The 17459-nt window shown below is 71.0% G+C and carries 18 protein-coding genes and 1 pseudogene; 9 read left to right on the top strand and 10 right to left on the bottom strand.

Going from position 1 to position 17459, the window contains the following annotated elements; all coding sequences use genetic code 11:
* Window positions 1-485 precede the first annotated feature (485 nt).
* Window positions 486-1970 (top strand): serine/threonine-protein kinase, encoded by a 1485-nt coding sequence (locus H1226_RS18600; protein WP_258341867.1) that lies wholly within the window; start codon window positions 486-488, stop codon window positions 1968-1970.
* A 67-nt stretch (window positions 1971-2037) separates the two neighbouring features.
* Here H1226_RS18600 and H1226_RS18595 read toward each other — a convergent pair whose 3' ends face one another.
* The 5 genes from H1226_RS18595 to H1226_RS18575 all read right to left on the bottom strand — a co-directional run bounded on the left by H1226_RS18595 (window position 2038) and on the right by H1226_RS18575 (window position 4925).
* Window positions 2038-2571: a DUF3558 domain-containing protein gene (locus H1226_RS18595; RefSeq protein WP_258341866.1), complete on the bottom strand. Its 534-nt coding sequence runs from the start codon at window positions 2569-2571 to the stop codon at window positions 2038-2040.
* A gap of 138 nt (window positions 2572-2709) precedes the next feature.
* Window positions 2710-3249, bottom strand: coding sequence for a DUF3558 domain-containing protein (locus H1226_RS18590; RefSeq protein ID WP_258341865.1), 540 nt, complete (start codon window positions 3247-3249; stop codon window positions 2710-2712).
* A gap of 131 nt (window positions 3250-3380) precedes the next feature.
* Entirely contained in the window at window positions 3381-3902 is a 522-nt protein-coding gene (locus H1226_RS18585) for a DUF3558 domain-containing protein (protein ID WP_258341864.1), read from the bottom strand.
* Window positions 3899-4309: a hypothetical protein gene (locus tag H1226_RS18580; RefSeq protein WP_258341863.1), complete on the bottom strand. Its 411-nt coding sequence runs from the start codon at window positions 4307-4309 to the stop codon at window positions 3899-3901. The genes H1226_RS18585 and H1226_RS18580 overlap by 4 nt, the downstream gene beginning before the upstream one ends.
* Before the next feature lie 73 nt (window positions 4310-4382).
* The gene (locus H1226_RS18575) at window positions 4383-4925 is read right to left on the bottom strand and encodes an AAA family ATPase (protein ID WP_258341862.1); all 543 of its coding nucleotides are present in this window, start codon (window positions 4923-4925) and stop codon (window positions 4383-4385) included.
* Between the two features lie 205 nt (window positions 4926-5130).
* Here H1226_RS18575 and H1226_RS18570 point away from each other — a divergent pair, with 205 nt between their 5' ends.
* The 3 genes from H1226_RS18570 (at window position 5131) to H1226_RS18560 (ending at window position 8571) form a co-directional block, all read left to right on the top strand.
* On the top strand, window positions 5131-5751 hold the full coding sequence (locus tag H1226_RS18570) for an HAD-IA family hydrolase (RefSeq protein WP_258341861.1): 621 nt from the start codon (window positions 5131-5133) through the stop codon (window positions 5749-5751).
* Window positions 5751-7223, top strand: coding sequence for a PucR family transcriptional regulator (locus H1226_RS18565; protein WP_258341860.1), 1473 nt, complete (start codon window positions 5751-5753; stop codon window positions 7221-7223). The genes H1226_RS18570 and H1226_RS18565 overlap by 1 nt, the downstream gene beginning before the upstream one ends.
* 103 nt (window positions 7224-7326) lie before the next feature.
* Window positions 7327-8571 (top strand): NAD(P)/FAD-dependent oxidoreductase, encoded by a 1245-nt coding sequence (locus H1226_RS18560; RefSeq protein WP_258341859.1) that lies wholly within the window; start codon window positions 7327-7329, stop codon window positions 8569-8571.
* 217 nt (window positions 8572-8788) lie between these two features.
* Here the strand turns inward: H1226_RS18560 and H1226_RS18555 are convergent, their stop codons facing one another.
* From H1226_RS18555 to H1226_RS18535, 5 genes are all read right to left on the bottom strand, one after another.
* Window positions 8789-9286 (bottom strand): LppA family lipoprotein, encoded by a 498-nt coding sequence (locus H1226_RS18555; protein WP_309148821.1) that lies wholly within the window; start codon window positions 9284-9286, stop codon window positions 8789-8791.
* A 70-nt stretch (window positions 9287-9356) separates the two neighbouring features.
* Window positions 9357-10955 (bottom strand): alpha/beta hydrolase family protein, encoded by a 1599-nt coding sequence (locus H1226_RS18550; protein ID WP_258341857.1) that lies wholly within the window; start codon window positions 10953-10955, stop codon window positions 9357-9359.
* Window positions 10956-11041: 86 nt separating this feature from the next.
* On the bottom strand, window positions 11042-11344 hold the full coding sequence (locus H1226_RS18545) for a hypothetical protein (RefSeq protein WP_258341856.1): 303 nt from the start codon (window positions 11342-11344) through the stop codon (window positions 11042-11044).
* Window positions 11345-11423: 79 nt separating this feature from the next.
* Entirely contained in the window at window positions 11424-11699 is a 276-nt protein-coding gene (locus H1226_RS18540; protein ID WP_258341855.1) for a DUF397 domain-containing protein, read from the bottom strand.
* An 18-nt stretch (window positions 11700-11717) separates the two neighbouring features.
* Window positions 11718-12578 carry a helix-turn-helix domain-containing protein gene (locus H1226_RS18535; RefSeq protein ID WP_258341854.1) on the bottom strand — a complete coding sequence of 287 codons (861 nt, stop codon included), beginning with the start codon at window positions 12576-12578 and terminating at the stop codon, window positions 11718-11720.
* Window positions 12579-12695: 117 nt separating this feature from the next.
* Between H1226_RS18535 and H1226_RS18530 the strand changes: the two genes are divergently transcribed.
* From H1226_RS18530 to H1226_RS18510, 5 genes and pseudogenes are all read left to right on the top strand, one after another.
* A complete protein-coding gene (locus H1226_RS18530) occupies window positions 12696-12974 on the top strand; it encodes a hypothetical protein (protein ID WP_258341853.1) in 279 nt (92 codons plus the stop codon).
* Window positions 12975-13076: 102 nt separating this feature from the next.
* A complete protein-coding gene (argC, locus tag H1226_RS18525; RefSeq protein ID WP_258341852.1) occupies window positions 13077-14105 on the top strand; it encodes an N-acetyl-gamma-glutamyl-phosphate reductase in 1029 nt (342 codons plus the stop codon).
* A 61-nt stretch (window positions 14106-14166) separates the two neighbouring features.
* Window positions 14167-15324 (top strand): bifunctional glutamate N-acetyltransferase/amino-acid acetyltransferase ArgJ, encoded by a 1158-nt coding sequence (gene argJ, locus H1226_RS18520; protein ID WP_258341851.1) that lies wholly within the window; start codon window positions 14167-14169, stop codon window positions 15322-15324.
* Window positions 15321-16283 (top strand): acetylglutamate kinase, encoded by a 963-nt coding sequence (gene argB, locus H1226_RS18515; RefSeq protein ID WP_258341850.1) that lies wholly within the window; start codon window positions 15321-15323, stop codon window positions 16281-16283. Before argJ ends, argB begins: the two co-directional genes overlap by 4 nt.
* Window positions 16280-17446, top strand: a pseudogene (locus tag H1226_RS18510) (acetylornithine transaminase); the annotation flags it as partial. The gene argB and the pseudogene H1226_RS18510, both read left to right, overlap by 4 nt.
* Window positions 17447-17459 lie beyond the last annotated feature (13 nt).

The raw sequence follows: 17459 nt of genomic DNA, 5'->3' as shown, positions 1-17459 counted from the left end.
GCCCGACCAGTTCGTCGGGCAGGGCCGGGGACGGGATTGATTTCACCGGGGCCATGCTCAGGAGCACGTCCTCGTTCTCTGCTCGCAGCCGTGTTCCGTCGGGGAACTCATCCCCCCACAGCACGGTTTTCGGCGCCGATGAGGTTTGGGAAGTGATGTCGCGTGGCGAGTCCTGCTGGGCGGAGCCGGTGAGCTCGCCGAGATAGTTGACCAGACTTGCGGTCTTGCTCAAAGCTTCGGAGTGGGACACTCCACCTGGCGCCATGCAGTCCTCCGTTTCTCGGGCAGCCGCACAGAGTCGTGGACGCAGCTGATGCGTTCAATCGGTTCCGTTCAGGTTCACCTGAATGAGGCAACAATGCGGCTCGTTCGGCGCAATGCCGAAATGTCTCCTGGAGTGACGACCCCTGTGTTCGAACATGACGCCGGACCTGGCAGAGTCGATCGTGGCAGTGATCGTCGCGGAGGTGTGGAGGAGTCGTGTCATGAGCGCTCAGGATCGACTGGTCGCCGGGCGGTACCGGGTGGAGTCGAGGCTGGGCAGTGGCGCGATGGGCGTGGTGTGGAAGGCCTCCGACGAGCGCCTCAACCGCATGGTCGCGGTCAAGGAGCTGCACCTGCGCCAGTCGTCGAACGACCAGGACGTGCAGACCGCGAAGCGCCGCGCGATCCGCGAAGGCCGGATCACCGCGCGGCTGATGCACCGGCACGCGATCGCGGTCTACGACGTGGTGGAAGAGGACGGGCGACCGTGCCTCATCATGGAGTACCTGGATTCGCGGAGCCTCGAAGCGGTGCTCGCGGAACGCGGCACGCTGCCCGTCCCGGAGGTCGCGAAGCTCGGTTCCGACGTCGCCGCCGCGCTGGTCGCCGCGCACGACGCGAAGATCGTGCACCGCGACGTGAAGCCGGGCAACATCCTCGTCGCCGACGACATCACCAAGATCACCGACTTCGGCATCTCCCGCGCGCTGGGCGACGCGAGCACCACCGGCGTGCTGGCGGGCACCCCCGCGTACCTGGCGCCGGAGGTGGCGCAGGGCGGCAAGGCCGACTTCCACACCGACGTGTACTCGCTGGGCTCCACGCTGTACGCGGCGCTGGAAGGCCGGCCACCGTTCGGCCTCGGCGACAACTCCATCGTGCTGCTGCACCGGGTCGCCTCGGGCGAGTTCGACCCGCCGGAGAACGCGGGCGAACTGGGGCCGGTGCTGCTGCGGATGCTGGCCGCCGACCCGGCGCTGCGGCCCACCATGCAGCAGGCGCAGCGCGCGCTCGCCGCGGTCGCCGCGGGTGACGAACTCCCGGCCGAGTTCACCGCGGTCCCGATCCCCACCCCGACCCGCCCGCTGCGCGAGGAACAGCCCGCGCCCGCCCCGGCCCCGGTCGCGGAACCGGCACGAGAATCGAAGAACCGCGGCCGGTACGGGCTGATCCTGGTGGGGGCGCTGCTCGTCGTCGGTGCCGGAGTGGCGGCCGCGCTGCTGACCGGAAACCTCAGCGGCGACCGCACCGCGGCGCCGCCCGCGACCTCCGAAGAGGTGCAGCCGCGCCCCGAGCCCTCGTCCGGCCAGGAACCGGCTCCGTCGAGCACCGCGGACGAGCCGACCTCCGCCGAGCAGCCCGCGCCGCCGGAGCCACCGCAGCAGCCGGAGACCCCCGACCAGGTCGTCTCCGAGTACTACGCGGCCATGCCCGGGAACCTCGACGCGGCCTGGCAGCAGCTCACCCCCGACTACCAGACGAACCACGCGGGCGGCTACGACGCGTTCCGCGAGTTCTGGCAGCCCATCACCGGCGTGCAGGCCTCCGGGGTGACCACCGAGGGCACCAACACGGCGCAGGCCACGATCACCTACCAGTTCAACGACGGGCGCACCGTCGAGGAGCGGACCCGCTACACGCTGGTGCGGGACGGCTCCTCCTGGAAGATCGCCGCGACGACGGTGCTGAGCAGCCGGACCCGCTGAACCCTCACCTCAGGTGAACGGCCCATCCGCCCGGTTTCGCCGGGTGGGTGGGCCGTTCGGCTCGGTGTCAGCGGGGGAGGCGGGGTTCGATCTGCTCGGCGAGCTTCTTGGCTTCGCCGCACGGGTCGGGGATGTCGTCCTTCATGAAGCCGGTGACGGAGAGGATGACGACTCCGCCACCCGCGTCGACGAGCGTGTTGCAGATGCCCTGCCCAGTGGATCCGGCGGAGACGCCGGTCGCCGCTGCCCGTCCGTTGATGTCGAATTTCCGGTAGCTGTCCCAGTGGCCGCCGGTCTCGTAGCTGGCGACGGTTTCGTCCTGGTTCTTGTACAGGGTCAGCAGCATGGTCTCGCCTTCGATCTCGCAGCCCTGTTCGAAGGTGAAGTCCTCGACGGGTTCGGACGGGCCGTTCGCGCCCGCCGCGGTGAGCTCGTCCGGGCTGAAGAAGGTGCAGGTGTCGAAGTCCCGGAGGCCTGCCGGTTTCGGCTGCGGTGCGGGTGATTCCTGGCCCGGGGCGGTGTCGCCGAGTGCGCAGCCGGACAGGCTCAGCAGTCCGGCGCAGGCGGCGGTGGTGATGAGCCGGCGGGAACGTCGGGTCACAGGGTGCCTCTCCGCATGACTTCAGCTTGTTCCTCGGGGATCACGCGATGCTCCTTCATCATCTGGCGCCGTCCCAGGTGAAAATGGCCCATCCGGCGGGCTCGTCCGGCGGATGGGCCGATCACCTCGGTGATCCGCTCAGCGGGGGAGGCGGGGTTCGATCTGCTGGGCGAGCTTCTTCGCCTCGCCGCACGGGTCGGGGATGTCGCCGGGGAGGACCTCGTTCACGGTGACGATCGCGACGCCGCCGCCCGCGTCGACGACGATGTTGCAGATCCCGCGGTCCGTGGCGCCGGCGCTGATCCCGGTGGCCGCGGCCCGCCCGTTGATGTCGAACTTCTGGTAGCTGTCCCAGGTACCTCGGGTCGCATAGCTGTCGACCGTCTCGTCCTGGTTCTTGTACAGCGTCAGCATGGCTTTTTCGCCCTCGAAGGAGCAGCCCGGTTCGAAGGAGACGTCTTCAACGCGTTCCGGTGCACTGCCCACGCCTGCTGCCGCCAGGTCGTCCGGGGTGAAGAACGTGCACGGGTCGAAGTCCTTGAGCCCGGAAGCCTTGGGTTGCGGATCGGGGCCGTTCTCGTCCGAGCCGGTGGGCGCGCCTCCCAACGCGCAGCCGGACAGGCCGAGCAGTGCCGCGCAAACAACTGTGGTGAGCAACCGGCGGGATCGTCGGGTCACGGGGCGTCTCGCTGCATGTCTTCAACCCGCTGCTGGAGGATCACTCGAAGTTTCTTCGTTCATCTGGCGCATCTCGGGTGAATGGCCCATCCGTCCGGTTTCGCTGGGCGGGTGGGCCACTCACCCTCAGGTCAGCTGGGGAGGCGGGGCTCGATCTGGCGGGCGAGCTTCTCGGCTTCGCCGCAGGGGTCGGGGACGTCGTCGGGGAGCACGCTGCCCACCGTGACCATCGCGATTCCGCCACCTGCGTCGATCAGGACGTTGCAGATGCCGGATTCGCTGGAACCTCCGGAAATGGCGCGAGCGGCGTTCCGACCGTTGATGTCGAGCTGCTCGTACCTGTCCCAGTTGCCTCCGGTGGCGTAGCTGGCGACGGTTTCGTCCTGGTTCTTGTACAGCGTCAGCAGCGTCTTCTCCCCTTCGAACCTGCATCCCGGTTCGAACGAGAAGTTCTCGACCTGTTCGCCCGGTTCGGCGACACCTGCCGTCTTGAGGTCGTCGGCGGTGAGGAACGTGCAGGGATCGAAGTCGCGAAGCCCGGTCGGTTTCGGCTGCGGTGCGGGCGATTCCTCGCCGCCGAGTGCGCAGCCGGACAGGCTCAGGAGTCCGGCGCAGGCGGCGGTGGTGATGAGCCGGCGGGAACGTCGGGTCACTGGATACCTCTTTGCATGTCTTCGGCGATCTGATCGTCGGTGGCACGGTAGTCCTTCGCCGCGGAGCGGAAGGCTTGTGCCTGCTCTCGGAGAACTTGCTGGAGTTCTTTCACCAGTGCAATCGCACCGGAGTTCGGATCGGTCGCCTTGTCGATGAACCGCCGAGCGAGTTGTTGGCCATCCGGGTAGTTCCCCAGCCCGACGACGTGGCCGAGTTGGTCGGCGTCCATGAGCAGCTTCGCCAACTCCCCGATCTCCTCCTCAACCCTCTTCGCCGCCCGTTCCGCCACTTCCGGGTCGAGTGCGAGTTTCCCCGTTCCCACCTGCTGGTTGATCCACTGCGTCTGCGATCGGACTTGGTTCAGCCCTTCCGCCGCTGCGGCGAATCCTCCCTCCCCGCCCGCCATGTGCCCCTCCGGTTGATCACGTTTGATCGGATCGTAGCGAGTCGTGGTCGCGGTGCGGGGCGATTCGGCTGCGCTAGAGCGCTGCTTCGGGCGCTCGGGTGAGGATGTCCTCGACGGTCTCCTCGGGGGCCTGCTCGGAGGTGTCGAGCCACAGGCCGAGGCGGGGCGTCTCGTCGCGCAGCACCGCGTCGAGCGCTCGGACGGACCACTCGTCGTAGGCGACCTTCCCGCGCGCTGCTTCCCGTGCCCCGATCTCCTCCGGGCTCGGCGCGAGCACCACCAGGTACAGCGGCCGGGTGCGGATGGTGGCCGCGAGTTCGGGGAGGTGTTCGCCGAGCACGACGTCCTGGGTGATGACGGTGAACCCGGCGGCGGTGTACTGGTCGCAGGACTGGGCGGTGAGCCGGTGGCGCAGCCGCAGTTGCCGCTGCGCCTCGTCGGTGGCGTCGGGCGCCATGTCCACCCGCCCGTTGATGATCATGCGGCGGAACAGGTCGCCGCGCAGGTGCACCGAGTTCGGCAGCCGTTCGGCGAGCAGCTGCGCCACCGTGGACTTGCCTGCGGCCTGGATCCCGGTGATCACGATGGCGGCCTGGGCGAAGGGCTCAGCGGCCATGGGCGGCTCTCCTCGGCGGCGCGGATGTCGGGCGGTACTCGACGGGGACGTCGCGCGGGTCGGTGGTTCGGCGCGGTCCGGTCGCGGCGCGCCTCTTCCCCGAGGAGATCGACTCCAGCCTAGCGCCGCCCGCCCGCCGGTTTCGCCCGATTCCGCGAAGTGGTTCCCTCCGCTCCAGCTCACCGGATCGTGAGAACCTGCGGGCATGCGGATGCGTCCGGAGCGGAGCGCGGTGCTGTTCGACATCGACGGCACCCTGATCGACTCGACGGCGGTCGTCGAGCACGTGTGGTCGCGGGTGGCGGCCGCGTTCGGCGTGCCGCGGGAGCCGGTGCTGGCGGTGTGCCACGGGAAGCGGGACGCGGACGTGGCCGCCGAGTTCTTCCCGGAACCGGTGCGCGCCGAGGTGCTGGCGGAAGTGGCGCGGCTGGAGCTGGCCGCCGCGGACGCGGTGGTGGCGGTGCCCGGCGCGGCGAACGTGCTGGGGCAGCTCGATCCGCGGCGGTGGGCGGCGGTGACCTCCGGCGGCCGCGAGCTGATGACGGGCAGGCTCCGGGCGGCGGGCCTGCCGCTGCCGTGCACGCTGATCTGCGCGGAGGACGTGTCCCGCGGCAAACCCGATCCGGAGGGCTACCTGGCGGCGGCCCGGGAGCTGGTGGTGGAGCCGGCGGACTGCGTGGTGGTGGAGGACTCGCCGCCGGGCGTGGCGGCGGGCGTCGCCGCGGGCGCGCTGGTCGCGGCCGTGACCACCACGCACCCGCGGGAAGCGCTGGGCGGGGCGCACGTGGTGCTGCCGGAGCTGTCGGCCGTGCTGGGATTGCTCTGATGGTGAAGCTGGACCGGTTGATCAACGTGCTCGGCGGCTACGGGGCGCGGCTGGAGTGCGCGCCGCGCGGGCGGGACGTGGAGCTGCGCGGGGTGGCGCTGCACGATTCGGCGGGCACCGACGAGGTGCTGCTGGCCGTCGGCGTCGAACCGGGCGCGATCGGCGAGCTGCTGCGCACCACGATGGCCGCGGTGGTGCTGCTGCGCGAGATCGCAGGCCCCGAGCTGGCGGTGGCCCGCGAGCGGGGCGTCGCGGTGGTGCTGGTCGACGGCGACGTGCTGTGGGGGCAGTTGGCGGCCGTCGTCTACGGACTGGTGCTGGAGGGCCGCGAAACGGAGGCGGGCCGCGGCCCGACGGACCTGTTCGCGCTGGCCGATGCGCTGGCGGCGTCGGTGGGCGGCCCGGTGACCATCGAGGACCGGCATTCGGGGGTGCTGGCGTATTCGAGCAGGCAGGAATCGGCGGACCGGGCGCGGCTGGCGACGATCCTGGGCAGGCGGGTGCCCGCGGAGATCCGCGCCGAGCTGGCCGCGCGCGGCGTGTACGCGCACCTGGCCTCGTCGGACGAGCCGTTCTTCGCCGAACCGATGCCGGAGTTCCACGGCCGCGCCCTGGTGGCGGTCCGCGCGGGGCGGGAACTGCTCGGGTCGATCTGGGTGGAGGTGCCGGAGCCGCTGAGCCCGGAGCGGGCCGCGGCGCTGCGCGAAGGGGCCCGCACCGCCTCGCTGCACCTGCTGCGGGCGCGCGCCAGCGCCGACCTGGAGCGGCAGGTCGAATCGGACCTGGTGATCGGACTGCTGGAGGGCCAGGCGGACGCACCCGCGGTGCTGAGCAGGCTCGGGTTGCGCGGCACGGGTTTCCAGGTGGTGGCGGTGCAGGCCGAGGACGCCCAGGACGCGGCGGTGCTCATCGCGTTCGAACGCGCCACGTCCGGCTTCGGCTGGGCGCGGCCGGGGCGCAGCGCGCTGTTCGCGAACACCGTCTACACGGTGTTGCCCGAGGCGGAACCGGGGGAGCGGTGGTTCCGGCGGCTGCTGCGGGAGATGCCCGCGGAGGTGCGGCTGCGCGCCGGGGTCGGTGGTGCCGCGGAACCCCTGGAGCTGCCGGTGAGCAGGCGGGAAGCGGACGAAAGCCTCGCCGTCGTCGGTTCCCGCGAGATCGTCGGCTACGACGACGCCTGGCACGAGATCCTGCTGCGCAGGCTCCGCAACGCGGCCTCCGGTGGCCGGTTGCCCGCACGCGGCCCGGTGCGGCAGCTGCACCGCCACGACGCCGAGCACGGCACCCGGTACGCGGCGACGTTGCGGGAGTGGCTGCGCTGCCAGGGCGATCCGGGGGCGGCGGCGCGGCGGCTCGGCGTGCACGCGAACACGGTGCGCTACCGGATGCGGAAGATGACCGAGGTGGCACCGATCGACGTGACCGACCCGGACCAGCGGCTCGCGCTGATCGTCGCGCTGCTCATCGAATAGTTCCGGATCACCAAACGGCGGCGCCCAGGTTGTGCGGATCTGACAACCGGACCGGCGCCGTGGCCCAGCACACTCGGATGCAGCCGAGCTGAGGAGGGCGAACATGGCTGGCAACGACCAGACGCCGCGGCACGTGGTGGTCGCGGGTGCCGGTGCCGTCGGGTTGTCGACGGCGTGGTTCTTGCAGGAGCACGGCGTGCGGGTCACGGTCGTGGACCGGGACGGCGTGGCCGCCGGTTCGTCCTGGGGCAACGCGGGCTACCTGGCGCCGGCGTTCTCCATCCCGCTGCCGGAGCCGAGCGTGCTGCGCTACGGCCTGCGCTCGCTGCTGGACCGCAACGCCCCGCTGTACGTGCCGGCGAAGGTCGACCCGGGCCTGTGGGCGTTCCTGGCGCGCTTCGCGGCGCACTGCAACATGGGGTCGTGGCGGCGTGCGATGCAGCCGTTCGTGCCGATGAACAACGAGTGTCTGGACGCGTTCGACGCGCTCACCGCCGGTGGCGTGGAGGCCCCGACCCGGCCCGCGCCGATCACCGCCGGGTTCGAGAAGGCCGAGCAGGTCGCCGACCTGCGCCGCGAGTTCGACCTGATCCGCGAGTCCGGGCAGGACGTGCGGGTCGTGGAGTCCTCGGTCGCCGAGGCGCAGGTGCCGCAGCTGTCCTCGCACATCGAGGCGGTGCTGCGCATCGAAGGCCAGCGCTACGTGGATCCCGGCGAGTTCGTGCGTTCCCTCGCCCGCTCCGTGGAGCAGCGCGGCGGCACGATCCGCACCGGTTTCGCCGTGCAGGACGTGCGGCGCGAGCGCGGCGGCGTCGTGCTGCGCTCCGCCGACGACGCGATCACCGCCGACACGGTGGTGCTGGCCACCGGTGCCTGGCTGAGCTCGCTGGCGAAGCCGCTCGGCGTGCGGACCGCGGTGCGCGCGGGCCGCGGCTACTCGTTCACCGTGCCCACCGAGGAACCGGTGCCCGGCCCGATCTACCTGCCCGCCGTGCGGGTGGCCTGCACGCCGTACCAGGGCGGGCTGCGGGTCGCCGGAACCATGGAGTTCCGCTCCCCGGACGCCAAGCTCTACCCGGAGCGCATCGCCGCCATCGAACGCTCGGCGAAACCGCTGCTGCGCGGCGTGTCCTGGGCGGACCGCAAGGACGACTGGGTCGGCGGGCGCCCCGTCACGCCGGACGGGCTGCCGCTGATCGGCGGGACCGCGATGCCCGACGTGTTCGTCGCCGGTGGGCACGGCATGTGGGGGCTCACCCTCGGTCCGCTGACCGGGCGGCTGCTGTCCGAGCAGATCGTCACCGGCAAGCAGCCCGACCAGCTGCGGCCGTTCAACCCGCTGCGCTGACGCGCCACGAAGACCACTTCCTGGAGAGCAGGGGTCGCCGCTCACGAAGCGGCGGCCCCTGCCCGCGTTCCACCCAGGTGAGTGGCCCCTTCGCCCAGCCTGAGTGGGCGGGTGGGCCACTCACCGTGCGGCTGCAGGAGCTCTGCGCGGGTTCGTCATCGCAGGTGGGTGGCCCGTTCGCCCAGCCTGAGTGGGCGGGTGGGCCACTCACCTGGAGTCAGCTGGGGTTCTGGAACTTGTCCTTCTCCGCTTGGGGGAGGTGGCAGCCGGTGCTGCCGGAGAGGACGGTGCGTTTGGCGGTGCCGAAGCGGTAGCCGGCGCCGTAGGTGTCGCTGCCGACGATCTGGTGGTCGGCGGGGCGGCTGACGACGGTTTCGGGTGGGGTGAAGCCGTATTCGGCGGTGATGCGGGCGACGATCTGCTCGGCTCGGGGCCAGTCGGGGTCGGGGATGTTGCCTTCCGCGCTCCACATGTCGAGCGTGTTGCTTTCGGCGATCCCGGAGAACTCGTCGAACCCGGTGCAGCCCGCTTTGGTCCCGTCTTCGACGTGGCGCCAGTCCAGCCAAGGGAACTGCTGCGCGAGCTCGTCCCTGGTGCGTGCTTGCATCTCCTCGTAACGCCTGGTGATTTCTTCGATTCCAGGGCGCCGCAGCAGCTCCGCTCGTTGCGTATCCATGTTTCCTTCTGAGGGTTCGTCGCTGCCGCAGCCGGTCACGAAGAGCGCTGCGACTGCGAGAAGCGTCCAAGGTTTCAACAAATCGGTTCCCTGCGCCCGGTATCGTCGGTCAGTCGGGTGCTCGTACAGCTCGTTCCGGAAGTCCGGCAGCTATAACGCTTGCGTTGTACTGGCTCGTATTGCCACTGGTCAAGTAGCCGTCCGGGCCTCCTGTGTTGTGCCCACTCGACTCGTTGAGCCGTTGCCCGTCCGGAGCAGTTGAGTCCTCTGTGGACAACTGCTGGACGCCGGCTATCGAGGAGGGGTTGCCGTCGAACCAGGGGAGGATGGCGACGAAATCTCCGTCCGACTTGAGGTTGTAAGCTTGGCCTTCCGGAATCTTGAGGTCTGCCGCAGAGTCCGTTCCCACTCCCGGAGAGCCCATCGTCACGGCGGCGTCCACGCCGGTTCCCGCGTGTTGCAGTGCGTACCCGGTGGTGGTAGAGCCGTATGAGTGTCCGATCGCTACGAGATTAGGGTCGGTTTCTCGGGATGCGTTGATACCGCGGTAGAAGTCTGCGAGCTTCTCTCCACCGCGTTCCGCTGCGCTCGAACCGGCGACTGAGTTCTCGCCGAGGCTGTCGTTGAGCTGGGGTGCTTCGTAGCCGATCCACGACACCGCTGCGACATCTCCGCCGTCGCCGTACATCATCGATTGGTGTTTCGCGTCGTAACGGAGTTGGGCGGTGCTCCGGTCGTAGTCGCTCATGCTGCCCTCGACCGTGCTGTTCAGACCCGGTGTGAACACTGAGACGTTCTCGGCGGTATCGACGTTTCCCACTCCGACGGCCGCCTTGGTCCGTTCGCCTGAAGTGTCGAGGACGAGCAGTTGGCGGTCGGGTTTCGCCGCGACCTTCTCGACCTCGTCCAGGGACTTCAGCTTGGCTTCGATCTGGTCGAGGGGACGCTGGTACTTGCCGTCGAGGTTCCTGGAGCCCGGGCCCTTGGGCAGCTGCCTGATCTGCTCGCGGAGGCGGTTCGCTTCGGCGTTGAGCGCCGCCCGCTCGTCGTCGATCTTGTTGACGTTGGCGGTGTGGCGGACGGTGGCGGGGATGCCGTCCATGGCGCCGAGCCAGGCCGGGGGAGCGGCGGCGAGCGCGGACCTCGTCTCGGCGGGCAGGGATTTCCACCATTCGGCGTTCTTCGCCGGGTCGCCGGGCGGCGGGGGTTCGACGGTCTCGCCGAGGCCGCGGGCGTCGCCGAGGGCGGCCGCGTCGGCGAGGGTCTTCGCCTCTCCGGTGTCCATCAGGTCCTTGTCCGCGTCGCCGAGGACCTTCGCGAGTTCGCGGTCCGCGTCGTCGGCCCGGGCGAGGATGCGCTCCACCCGGTGGACGAGGTCGGGCCGGATGCGGTCGTGCCGGTCGGCGTCGACGTCGGCGGCCTCGTCGGGGCGGATGCCGGGCGGGGTGCCGAGGTCCTCGACCCGGCCGTCGTCGGTGATCGCGAAGTGGTGGGCGTGCGCGAGCGCTTCGGCCTCGGCCAGCTCGTTCCCGACCGCCCGGATCTCGTCCGCGGTGGCGATGGCGGTGGTGCGGACGGTGGAGATCTCCAGCACGAGTTCGCGGAGCCGTTCGCCGAGCTTCGCGTGCTCGGCGGTGGCGGCGTCGGCGGCCTCGCCCTGCCAGCCGCTGGGTCGCCCAGAGGCGGCGAGCTCGTCGTCGAGCTGCACGAGCCGGTCCTGCCGGGCCTTGAGCTCGTCGATCGCGTCGTCGAGCAGGTCCGCGTTCCACCGCCGCAGGTCGCCGAGGCACACCATCACGCACCACCGCCCTGAGTCGCGTTCAACCCGTCCGCGGCAGCGCCTTCGCGGCCGTCGTAGTCGCGGGCGCTGCCGGACAGCGAGTCCGCGTAGTGCTCGACGTCCCGGTTCCACCCGTCGAGCGAGCCGCGCCAGCTGCCGCCGGTGCGCTCGGCGGCGGGAGCCGACACCGAGCCCGGCATCGCCTCCGCGATCTTGTCAGTGGCCGGTTCCAGCCGCACCGACCTGGCCTGTTCGGCGGCGGACCGAGCGGCTTTCGCCGCGTCCTCCAGCGCCTTCGTGACGACCTCGTAGCCCACTGCACCCCTCCTCGCGGGGCAGGACACTAACAGCGCGAGGGGGTGGGGAGGTCGCGTTCCGGGCGATCTCCGCTCGGGGTCACAGCCGCCCGGAGTCGATCGCGCGCAGGAAGGCGCCGAACGCGTCCCGGCTCACCGCGAGCACCGGGCCCGCCGCGTCCTTGGAGTCCCGGATGCCGACGACGGAGGGCTGCACGGCGATCTCCACGCAGGCGCCGCCGTTGGAGCCGCTGCGGCTGGACTTCCGCCAGTCGGCCGTGGCGGGCACGAACGCGATCTCGACGCACTGGCCGCCGTTGGACCCGCTGCGGCTGGATTTGCGCCAGATGGCCGCGGAGAAGTCCGGGGCTGGCATAGCACCTCTTCCGATCGGTCAGGTGTGTTCCGCCCTCACCTTAGCGATCAGTTCGCGCGATTCCTCCGCCGGAAGCGACGCAGCCTGCAAGCGGTCCAGCGTCATGCTGTACCGGGTGTACTCCTCCGCCTCCCAGAGGTAGGTGGCACCCAGCACGTCTTCGAGGTACACCGACGAAAGCCGTTGCGCGCCAAGGTGGAGCAAGGTGAAGGACGAGAGCACCGTGATCCGGTTCGGTGCGCTGAACGGCAGGACGCGGATCGCAATGTCCGGCCGTTCGGACAGCTCGATCAACCGCGTCAGCTGGGCTCGCATGATCTCTCCGCTGCCTTGCACCCGTCGCAGCGCGGCTTCGCTGACGACCACGTCCAGCGACCGCAACCGGCTCTTGCCGCCCAGAACCGCTTGCCGCTGCATGCGGGTGCGCACCTGCTGCTCGACCAAGCGCGGGTCCGCGGCGGGTTCCCAAGCCTGGATGGTCGAACGCGCGTAGTCCTCGGTCTGAAGCAGGCCCGTGACGGTCTCCACCTCGTACAGCCGGATCTCCGTCGCCGCGCTCTCCAAGGCCAGGAAGCGCTGAAACCAGTCGGGTACCGCGTCGCGGTGGTACTTCTTCGGCCGGTTGCGCTTCACCGCCTGCTCGGCGACCTCCGTGAGGTAGCGGCGTTGCTTCGCGGAGGCGCCGTAGAAGTCCAGCAGCCGAGCCACTTCTTCGGGTTTGATGCCCTGGCTGCCGCCTTCGACCTTGCTCATCTTCGGTTGCTTGCAGCCCAGCACGTCGGCGGCTTCGAAGGTGCTGCGGTCGGCTTCTTCGCGCAGCCTGCGCAGCTCGATGCCGAGCTGGATTCGGAGCATGCGCGGATCGGGGGTGGTCTGCATGCGGATCATCGTCACAGCTCGTGGCGCCGTTGTGGATCACCTGGTCAGGTAAATGACGCAAGGAATCATTCCCACTAACGTCGTGGTGGCCGATCCGGACGACGAAAGGACCCCGCCATGCACGACGACCCCGAAGCCGAACTCCTCCACGCCCTCCGCGAGGGCGCCCGCCCGCGTCCGTTCGCGGTCTACGAGCTGACCAGCGAGGACGGCGAGGTCGTCGACGCGGACGTCTGCGCGTGGGGCCTGGACATCAGCGGCGAGTGCCCGTCGGTCCAGGTGCCGCCGGGAGCGGTGTTCGTGGGGCCGGGCGGCTTGAAGGGCGACGCCGATTCGGCCGAACGGGTCCGTGCGATGTTCGAGATCGTCGGGGACGTGCGGCTCGTCTGGCTCTGAAGCCCGACCGGTCGCGGCCCGGCTGGTCGCGGAGCCCGGCTGTGGCGCGCGTGACCGGCCCCATTCTTGATTGATGTTGCACGACGATGCATAATCATCCGCATGGTGATTCGGGTGGCAGTGGCGGGTGCGAGCGGCTACGCGGGCGGAGAACTCCTCCGCCTGCTGCTGGCGCACCCCGAAGTCGAGATCGGAACGCTGACCGCCGGGGGCAACGCGGGCACCAAGCTCGGCGCGCACCACCCGAACCTGCTGCCGCTCGCCGACCGCGAGCTCACCGAGACCACCGTCGCCGAACTCTCCGGCCACGACGTCGTGTTCCTCGCGCTGCCGCACGGGCACTCCGCGGCCATCGCCGCCGAACTCGGCGCGGACACCCTCGTCGTGGACTGCGGTGCCGACCACCGGCTCAACGATCCCGAGGCGTGGACCCGCTGGTACGGCGGTGACCACCCCGGCACCTGGCCCTACGGCGTCCCCGAACTCCCCGGCAAGCGGGCGGAACTGCGCACCGCGAACCGGATCGCCGTCGCGGGCTGCTTCCCCACGGTGGCCTCGCTGGCGCTGGCACCCGCCTTCGCCGCCGGTCTCGTCGCGCCCGAAGCGCAGGTCGTTGCGGTCACCGGCACCTCCGGCGCGGGCCGCGCGCTCAAGCCGCACCTGCTCTCCGCCGAGGTGATGGGCTCGGCCAGCGCCTACGGCGTCGCGGGCGCGCACCGGCACACCCCGGAGATGGTGCAGAACCTCAGCGCCGTCGCGGGCGAACCCGTCGCCGTGTCCTTCACCCCCGTGCTCGCGCCGATGCCGCGCGGCATCCTCGCCACCTGCAGCGCCCCGCTGCGCGGCGACCTCGACACCGCCGCCGCCCGCAAGGTCTACCTGGACGCCTACGGCGAGGAGCCGTTCGTGCAGGTGCTGCCCGAGGGTTCGTGGCCGCAGACCTCCGCGACGCTCGGCGCCAACACGGTGCACCTGCAGGTCGCGGTGGACGCCGACGCGCGCCGCCTCGTCGTCATCGGTGCCGAGGACAACCTCACCAAGGGCACCGCCGGTGGCGCCGTGCAGTGCATGAACCTCGCCAAGGGCCTGCCCGAGACCACCGGCCTGCCGCTCGCCGGGATCGCCCCGTGATCCCCCGGGCCACCGCCGCCCCCACCGCACCCGGCAGCACCACCAGCACGGAGGAGAACGCATGAGCGTCACCGCCCCCGCCGGATTCCGGGCGGCCGGCGTGGCCGCCGGGATCAAGCCCACCGGCGCGCTCGACCTGGCCCTCGTGGTCAACGACGGCCCGCGGCACACCGCCGCCGGGGTCTTCACCACCAACAAGGTCAAGGCCGCACCCGTGCTGTGGTCCCAGCAGGTGCTGCAGGAACGCAGCCTGCACGCCGTGGTGCTCAACTCCGGCGGCGCCAACGCCTGCACCGGTCCCGAAGGCTTCCAGGACACCCACGCCACCGCCGAGAAGGTCGCCGAAGTCCTCGGCGTCGGCGCCATCGACGTGGCCGTCTGCTCCACCGGGCTGATCGGCGAACGCCTCCCGATGCCCGCCGTCGTGTCCGGAGTGGACGGTGCTGCCGCCGCGCTCGCCGGGACCGCCGAGGCGGGCACCGCCGCCGCCACCGCCGTGCTCACCACCGACAGCAAGGCCAAGCAGGCCACCGCCGCCGGGAACGGGTTCGGCGTCGGCGGCTTCGCCAAGGGCGCCGGGATGCTCGCGCCCAACATGGCCACCATGCTCAGCGTGCTCACCACCGACGCCGTCGTGGAACCGGACGTGCTGGACACCGCGCTGCGCGCCGCGACCCGCACCACCTTCGACCGGCTCGACGTGGACGGCGGCACCTCCACCAACGACACCGTGCTGGTGCTGGCCTCCGGCGCCTCCGGCGTGGAACCGAGCGCCGCGGAGCTCACCGACGTCCTCACCGCCATCAGCACCGACCTGGTGCGCCAGCTGCAGGCCGACGCCGAAGGCGCCACCAAGGCCGTCGACATCACCGTGCGCGGCGCCCGCACCGAGGACGACGCCGTCCACATCGGACGGATCATCGCCGAGGACAACCTGGTCAAGACGGCGCTGTTCGGCTCCGACCCGAACTGGGGCCGGATCGCGATGGCGCTCGGCCGGGCCCAGGCCGAGATCGACGTCAGCCGCGTCGAGATCATCACCAACGGCGTCTCGCTGTTCGTGGGCGGACTGCCCAACCGGGACCGCGGCGAAGCCGACCTCACCGGCCGCGACATCGAGATCGTCGTGGACCTGCACCTCGGCGACCAGGCCGCCACCATCCTGTCCACCGACCTGTCCCACGACTACGTCGAAGAGAACAGCGCGTACTCCTCATGAGCGCCGACCAGAGCCGCGCCGACCAGAGCCGCGCCGACCAGAGCCGCGCAGACCAGAGCCCGGCCGACCGGCTCGCCACCGCCGCCGAGAAGGCCAACGTGCTGGTCGAAGCGCTGCCCTGGCTGGAGCGCTTCCACGGCGCCACCGTCGTCGTCAAGTACGGCGGCAACGCCATGATCGACGACGAGCTCAAGGCCGCGTTCGCGCAGGACATGGTGTTCCTGCGCCTCGCCGGGCTGCACCCCGTCGTCGTGCACGGCGGCGGACCGCAGATCACCACCATGCTCGACCGGCTCGGCATGGCGGGCGAATTCCGCGGCGGGCTGCGCGTCACCACCCCCGAAACCCTCGACGTGGTGCGGATGGTGCTCGTCGGCCAGGTCGGCCGCGAACTCGTCGGCCTCATCAACCAGCACGGACCGCACGCCGTCGGCATGTCCGGCGAGGACGCGCAGCTGTTCACCGCGGCCCGCCGCACCGCCACCGTCGACGGCGAACCCGTCGACGTCGGCCTCGTCGGCGACGTCGTCGCCGTCAACCCGGACGCCGTGCTCGACCTGATCAGCGCCGGGCGCATCCCCGTCGTGTCCACCGTGGCCCCCGACGTGGACGGCGTGGTGCACAACGTCAACGCCGACACCGCCGCGGGCGCGCTCGCCGTCGCCCTCGGCGCCGAGAAGCTCGTGGTGCTCACCGACGTCGAAGGGCTCTACACCGACTGGCCGGACCGCTCCTCGCTCGTCGCCCGCCTCGACGCCGACGAGCTCGAAGCGCTGCTGCCCGGCCTCGCCGCCGGGATGGTGCCGAAGATGGAGGCATGCCTGCGGGCCGTGCGCGGCGGCGTGCCGCGCGCCCACGTCATCGACGGCAGGCTCGCGCACTCGGTGCTGCTCGAAGTGTTCACCAGCGCAGGCGTCGGAACGATGGTGCTGCCCGGACAGGAAGGCGAACCCGCATGACCACCAACACCACCGGGACCCAGCGCTGGCAGGCGTCCATGATGGGCAACTACGGCACCCCGAAGCTCACCCTCACCCGCGGCTCCGGCTGCGAGGTCACCGACGCCGACGGCAACACCTACCTCGACTTCGTCGGCGGCATCGCCGTGAACGCGCTCGGCCACGCGCACCCGAACGTCGTCGACGCCGTCACCCGCCAGATCGGCACCCTCGGGCACGTCTCCAACTTCTACGCCCACGAACCCGGCCTGGAACTCGCCGAACGGCTGCTGGAGCTCGCCGGGTTCACCGGGCGCGGCCGGGTGCTGTTCTGCAACTCCGGCGGCGAGGCCAACGAAGCCGCGTTCAAGATCGCCCGGCGCACCGGGCGGCTCAAGATCGTCTCCACCGAGGGCGGGTTCCACGGCCGCACCATGGGCGCGCTCGCCCTCACCGGCCAGCCCGCCAAGCGGGAACCGTTCGCCCCGCTGCCGCCCGGCGTCGAGTACGTGCCCTTCGGCGACGTGGCCGCCCTCGAAGCCGCCGTCGACGACACCACCGCCGCGTTCGTCGTCGAACCCGTGCAGGGCGAGAACGGCGTCGTCGTCCCGCCCGAGGGCTACCTGCGGGCCGCCCGCGAGATCACCGCGAAGCACGGCGCGCTGCTCGTCGTCGACGAGGTGCAGACCGGCATCGGCCGCACCGGGCACTGGTTCGCGTTCCAGCGCGACGGCATCGAACCCGACGTGATCACCCTCGCCAAGGGGCTCGGCGGCGGGCTGTCCCTCGGCGCCTGCATCGGCGTCGGCGACGCCGGCGAACTGCTGCAACCCGGCCAGCACGGCACCACCTTCGGCGGCAACCCCGTCGCCTGCGCCGCCGCGCTCGCCGTCCTCGACACCATCGCCGCCGACGGGCTGCTCGACCACGTCAAGGCCATCGGCGAACTCATCGCCGACGGCGTCCGCGGGCTCGGCCACCCGAAGATCGCCGGGGTCCGCGGCCTCGGCCTGCTGCTCGGCATCCGGCTCACCGAGCCCATCGCCGCCGCCACCGCCGCCGCGGCCCAGGACGCCGGCTACCTGATCAACGCCGTGCAGCCCGACGTGCTGCGGCTGAGCCCCGCACTGGTGCTCGACGCCGACCAGGCCCGGCGGCTCGTCGCCGACCTGCCCGGCCTGCTCGGCGGACCTGCCC

Origin of the sequence: Saccharopolyspora gregorii (assembly GCF_024734405.1) — a bacterium.
Lineage (GTDB): Bacteria > Actinomycetota > Actinomycetes > Mycobacteriales > Pseudonocardiaceae > Saccharopolyspora_C > Saccharopolyspora_C gregorii.
Note: the sequence above shows the minus strand (reverse complement) of the source record. Positions and strands in the feature narration are given on the sequence as shown.

Excerpts from the sequence above, each read along its gene's own strand:
- H1226_RS18600 (WP_258341867.1), top strand. The coding sequence starts at position 486 with ATGAGCGCTCAGGATCGACTGGTCGCCGGGCGGTACCGGGTGGAGTCG.
- H1226_RS18580 (WP_258341863.1), bottom strand. The coding sequence starts at position 4,309 with ATGGCGGGCGGGGAGGGAGGATTCGCCGCAGCGGCGGAAGGGCTGAAC.
- H1226_RS18575 (WP_258341862.1), bottom strand. The coding sequence starts at position 4,925 with ATGGCCGCTGAGCCCTTCGCCCAGGCCGCCATCGTGATCACCGGGATC.
- H1226_RS18570 (WP_258341861.1), top strand. The coding sequence starts at position 5,131 with ATGCGGATGCGTCCGGAGCGGAGCGCGGTGCTGTTCGACATCGACGGC.
- H1226_RS18565 (WP_258341860.1), top strand. The coding sequence starts at position 5,751 with ATGGTGAAGCTGGACCGGTTGATCAACGTGCTCGGCGGCTACGGGGCG.
- H1226_RS18560 (WP_258341859.1), top strand. The coding sequence starts at position 7,327 with ATGGCTGGCAACGACCAGACGCCGCGGCACGTGGTGGTCGCGGGTGCC.
- H1226_RS18540 (WP_258341855.1), bottom strand. The coding sequence starts at position 11,699 with ATGCCAGCCCCGGACTTCTCCGCGGCCATCTGGCGCAAATCCAGCCGC.
- H1226_RS18535 (WP_258341854.1), bottom strand. The coding sequence starts at position 12,578 with ATGCAGACCACCCCCGATCCGCGCATGCTCCGAATCCAGCTCGGCATC.
- H1226_RS18530 (WP_258341853.1), top strand. The coding sequence starts at position 12,696 with ATGCACGACGACCCCGAAGCCGAACTCCTCCACGCCCTCCGCGAGGGC.
- argC (WP_258341852.1), top strand. The coding sequence starts at position 13,077 with ATGGTGATTCGGGTGGCAGTGGCGGGTGCGAGCGGCTACGCGGGCGGA.
- argJ (WP_258341851.1), top strand. The coding sequence starts at position 14,167 with ATGAGCGTCACCGCCCCCGCCGGATTCCGGGCGGCCGGCGTGGCCGCC.
- argB (WP_258341850.1), top strand. The coding sequence starts at position 15,321 with ATGAGCGCCGACCAGAGCCGCGCCGACCAGAGCCGCGCCGACCAGAGC.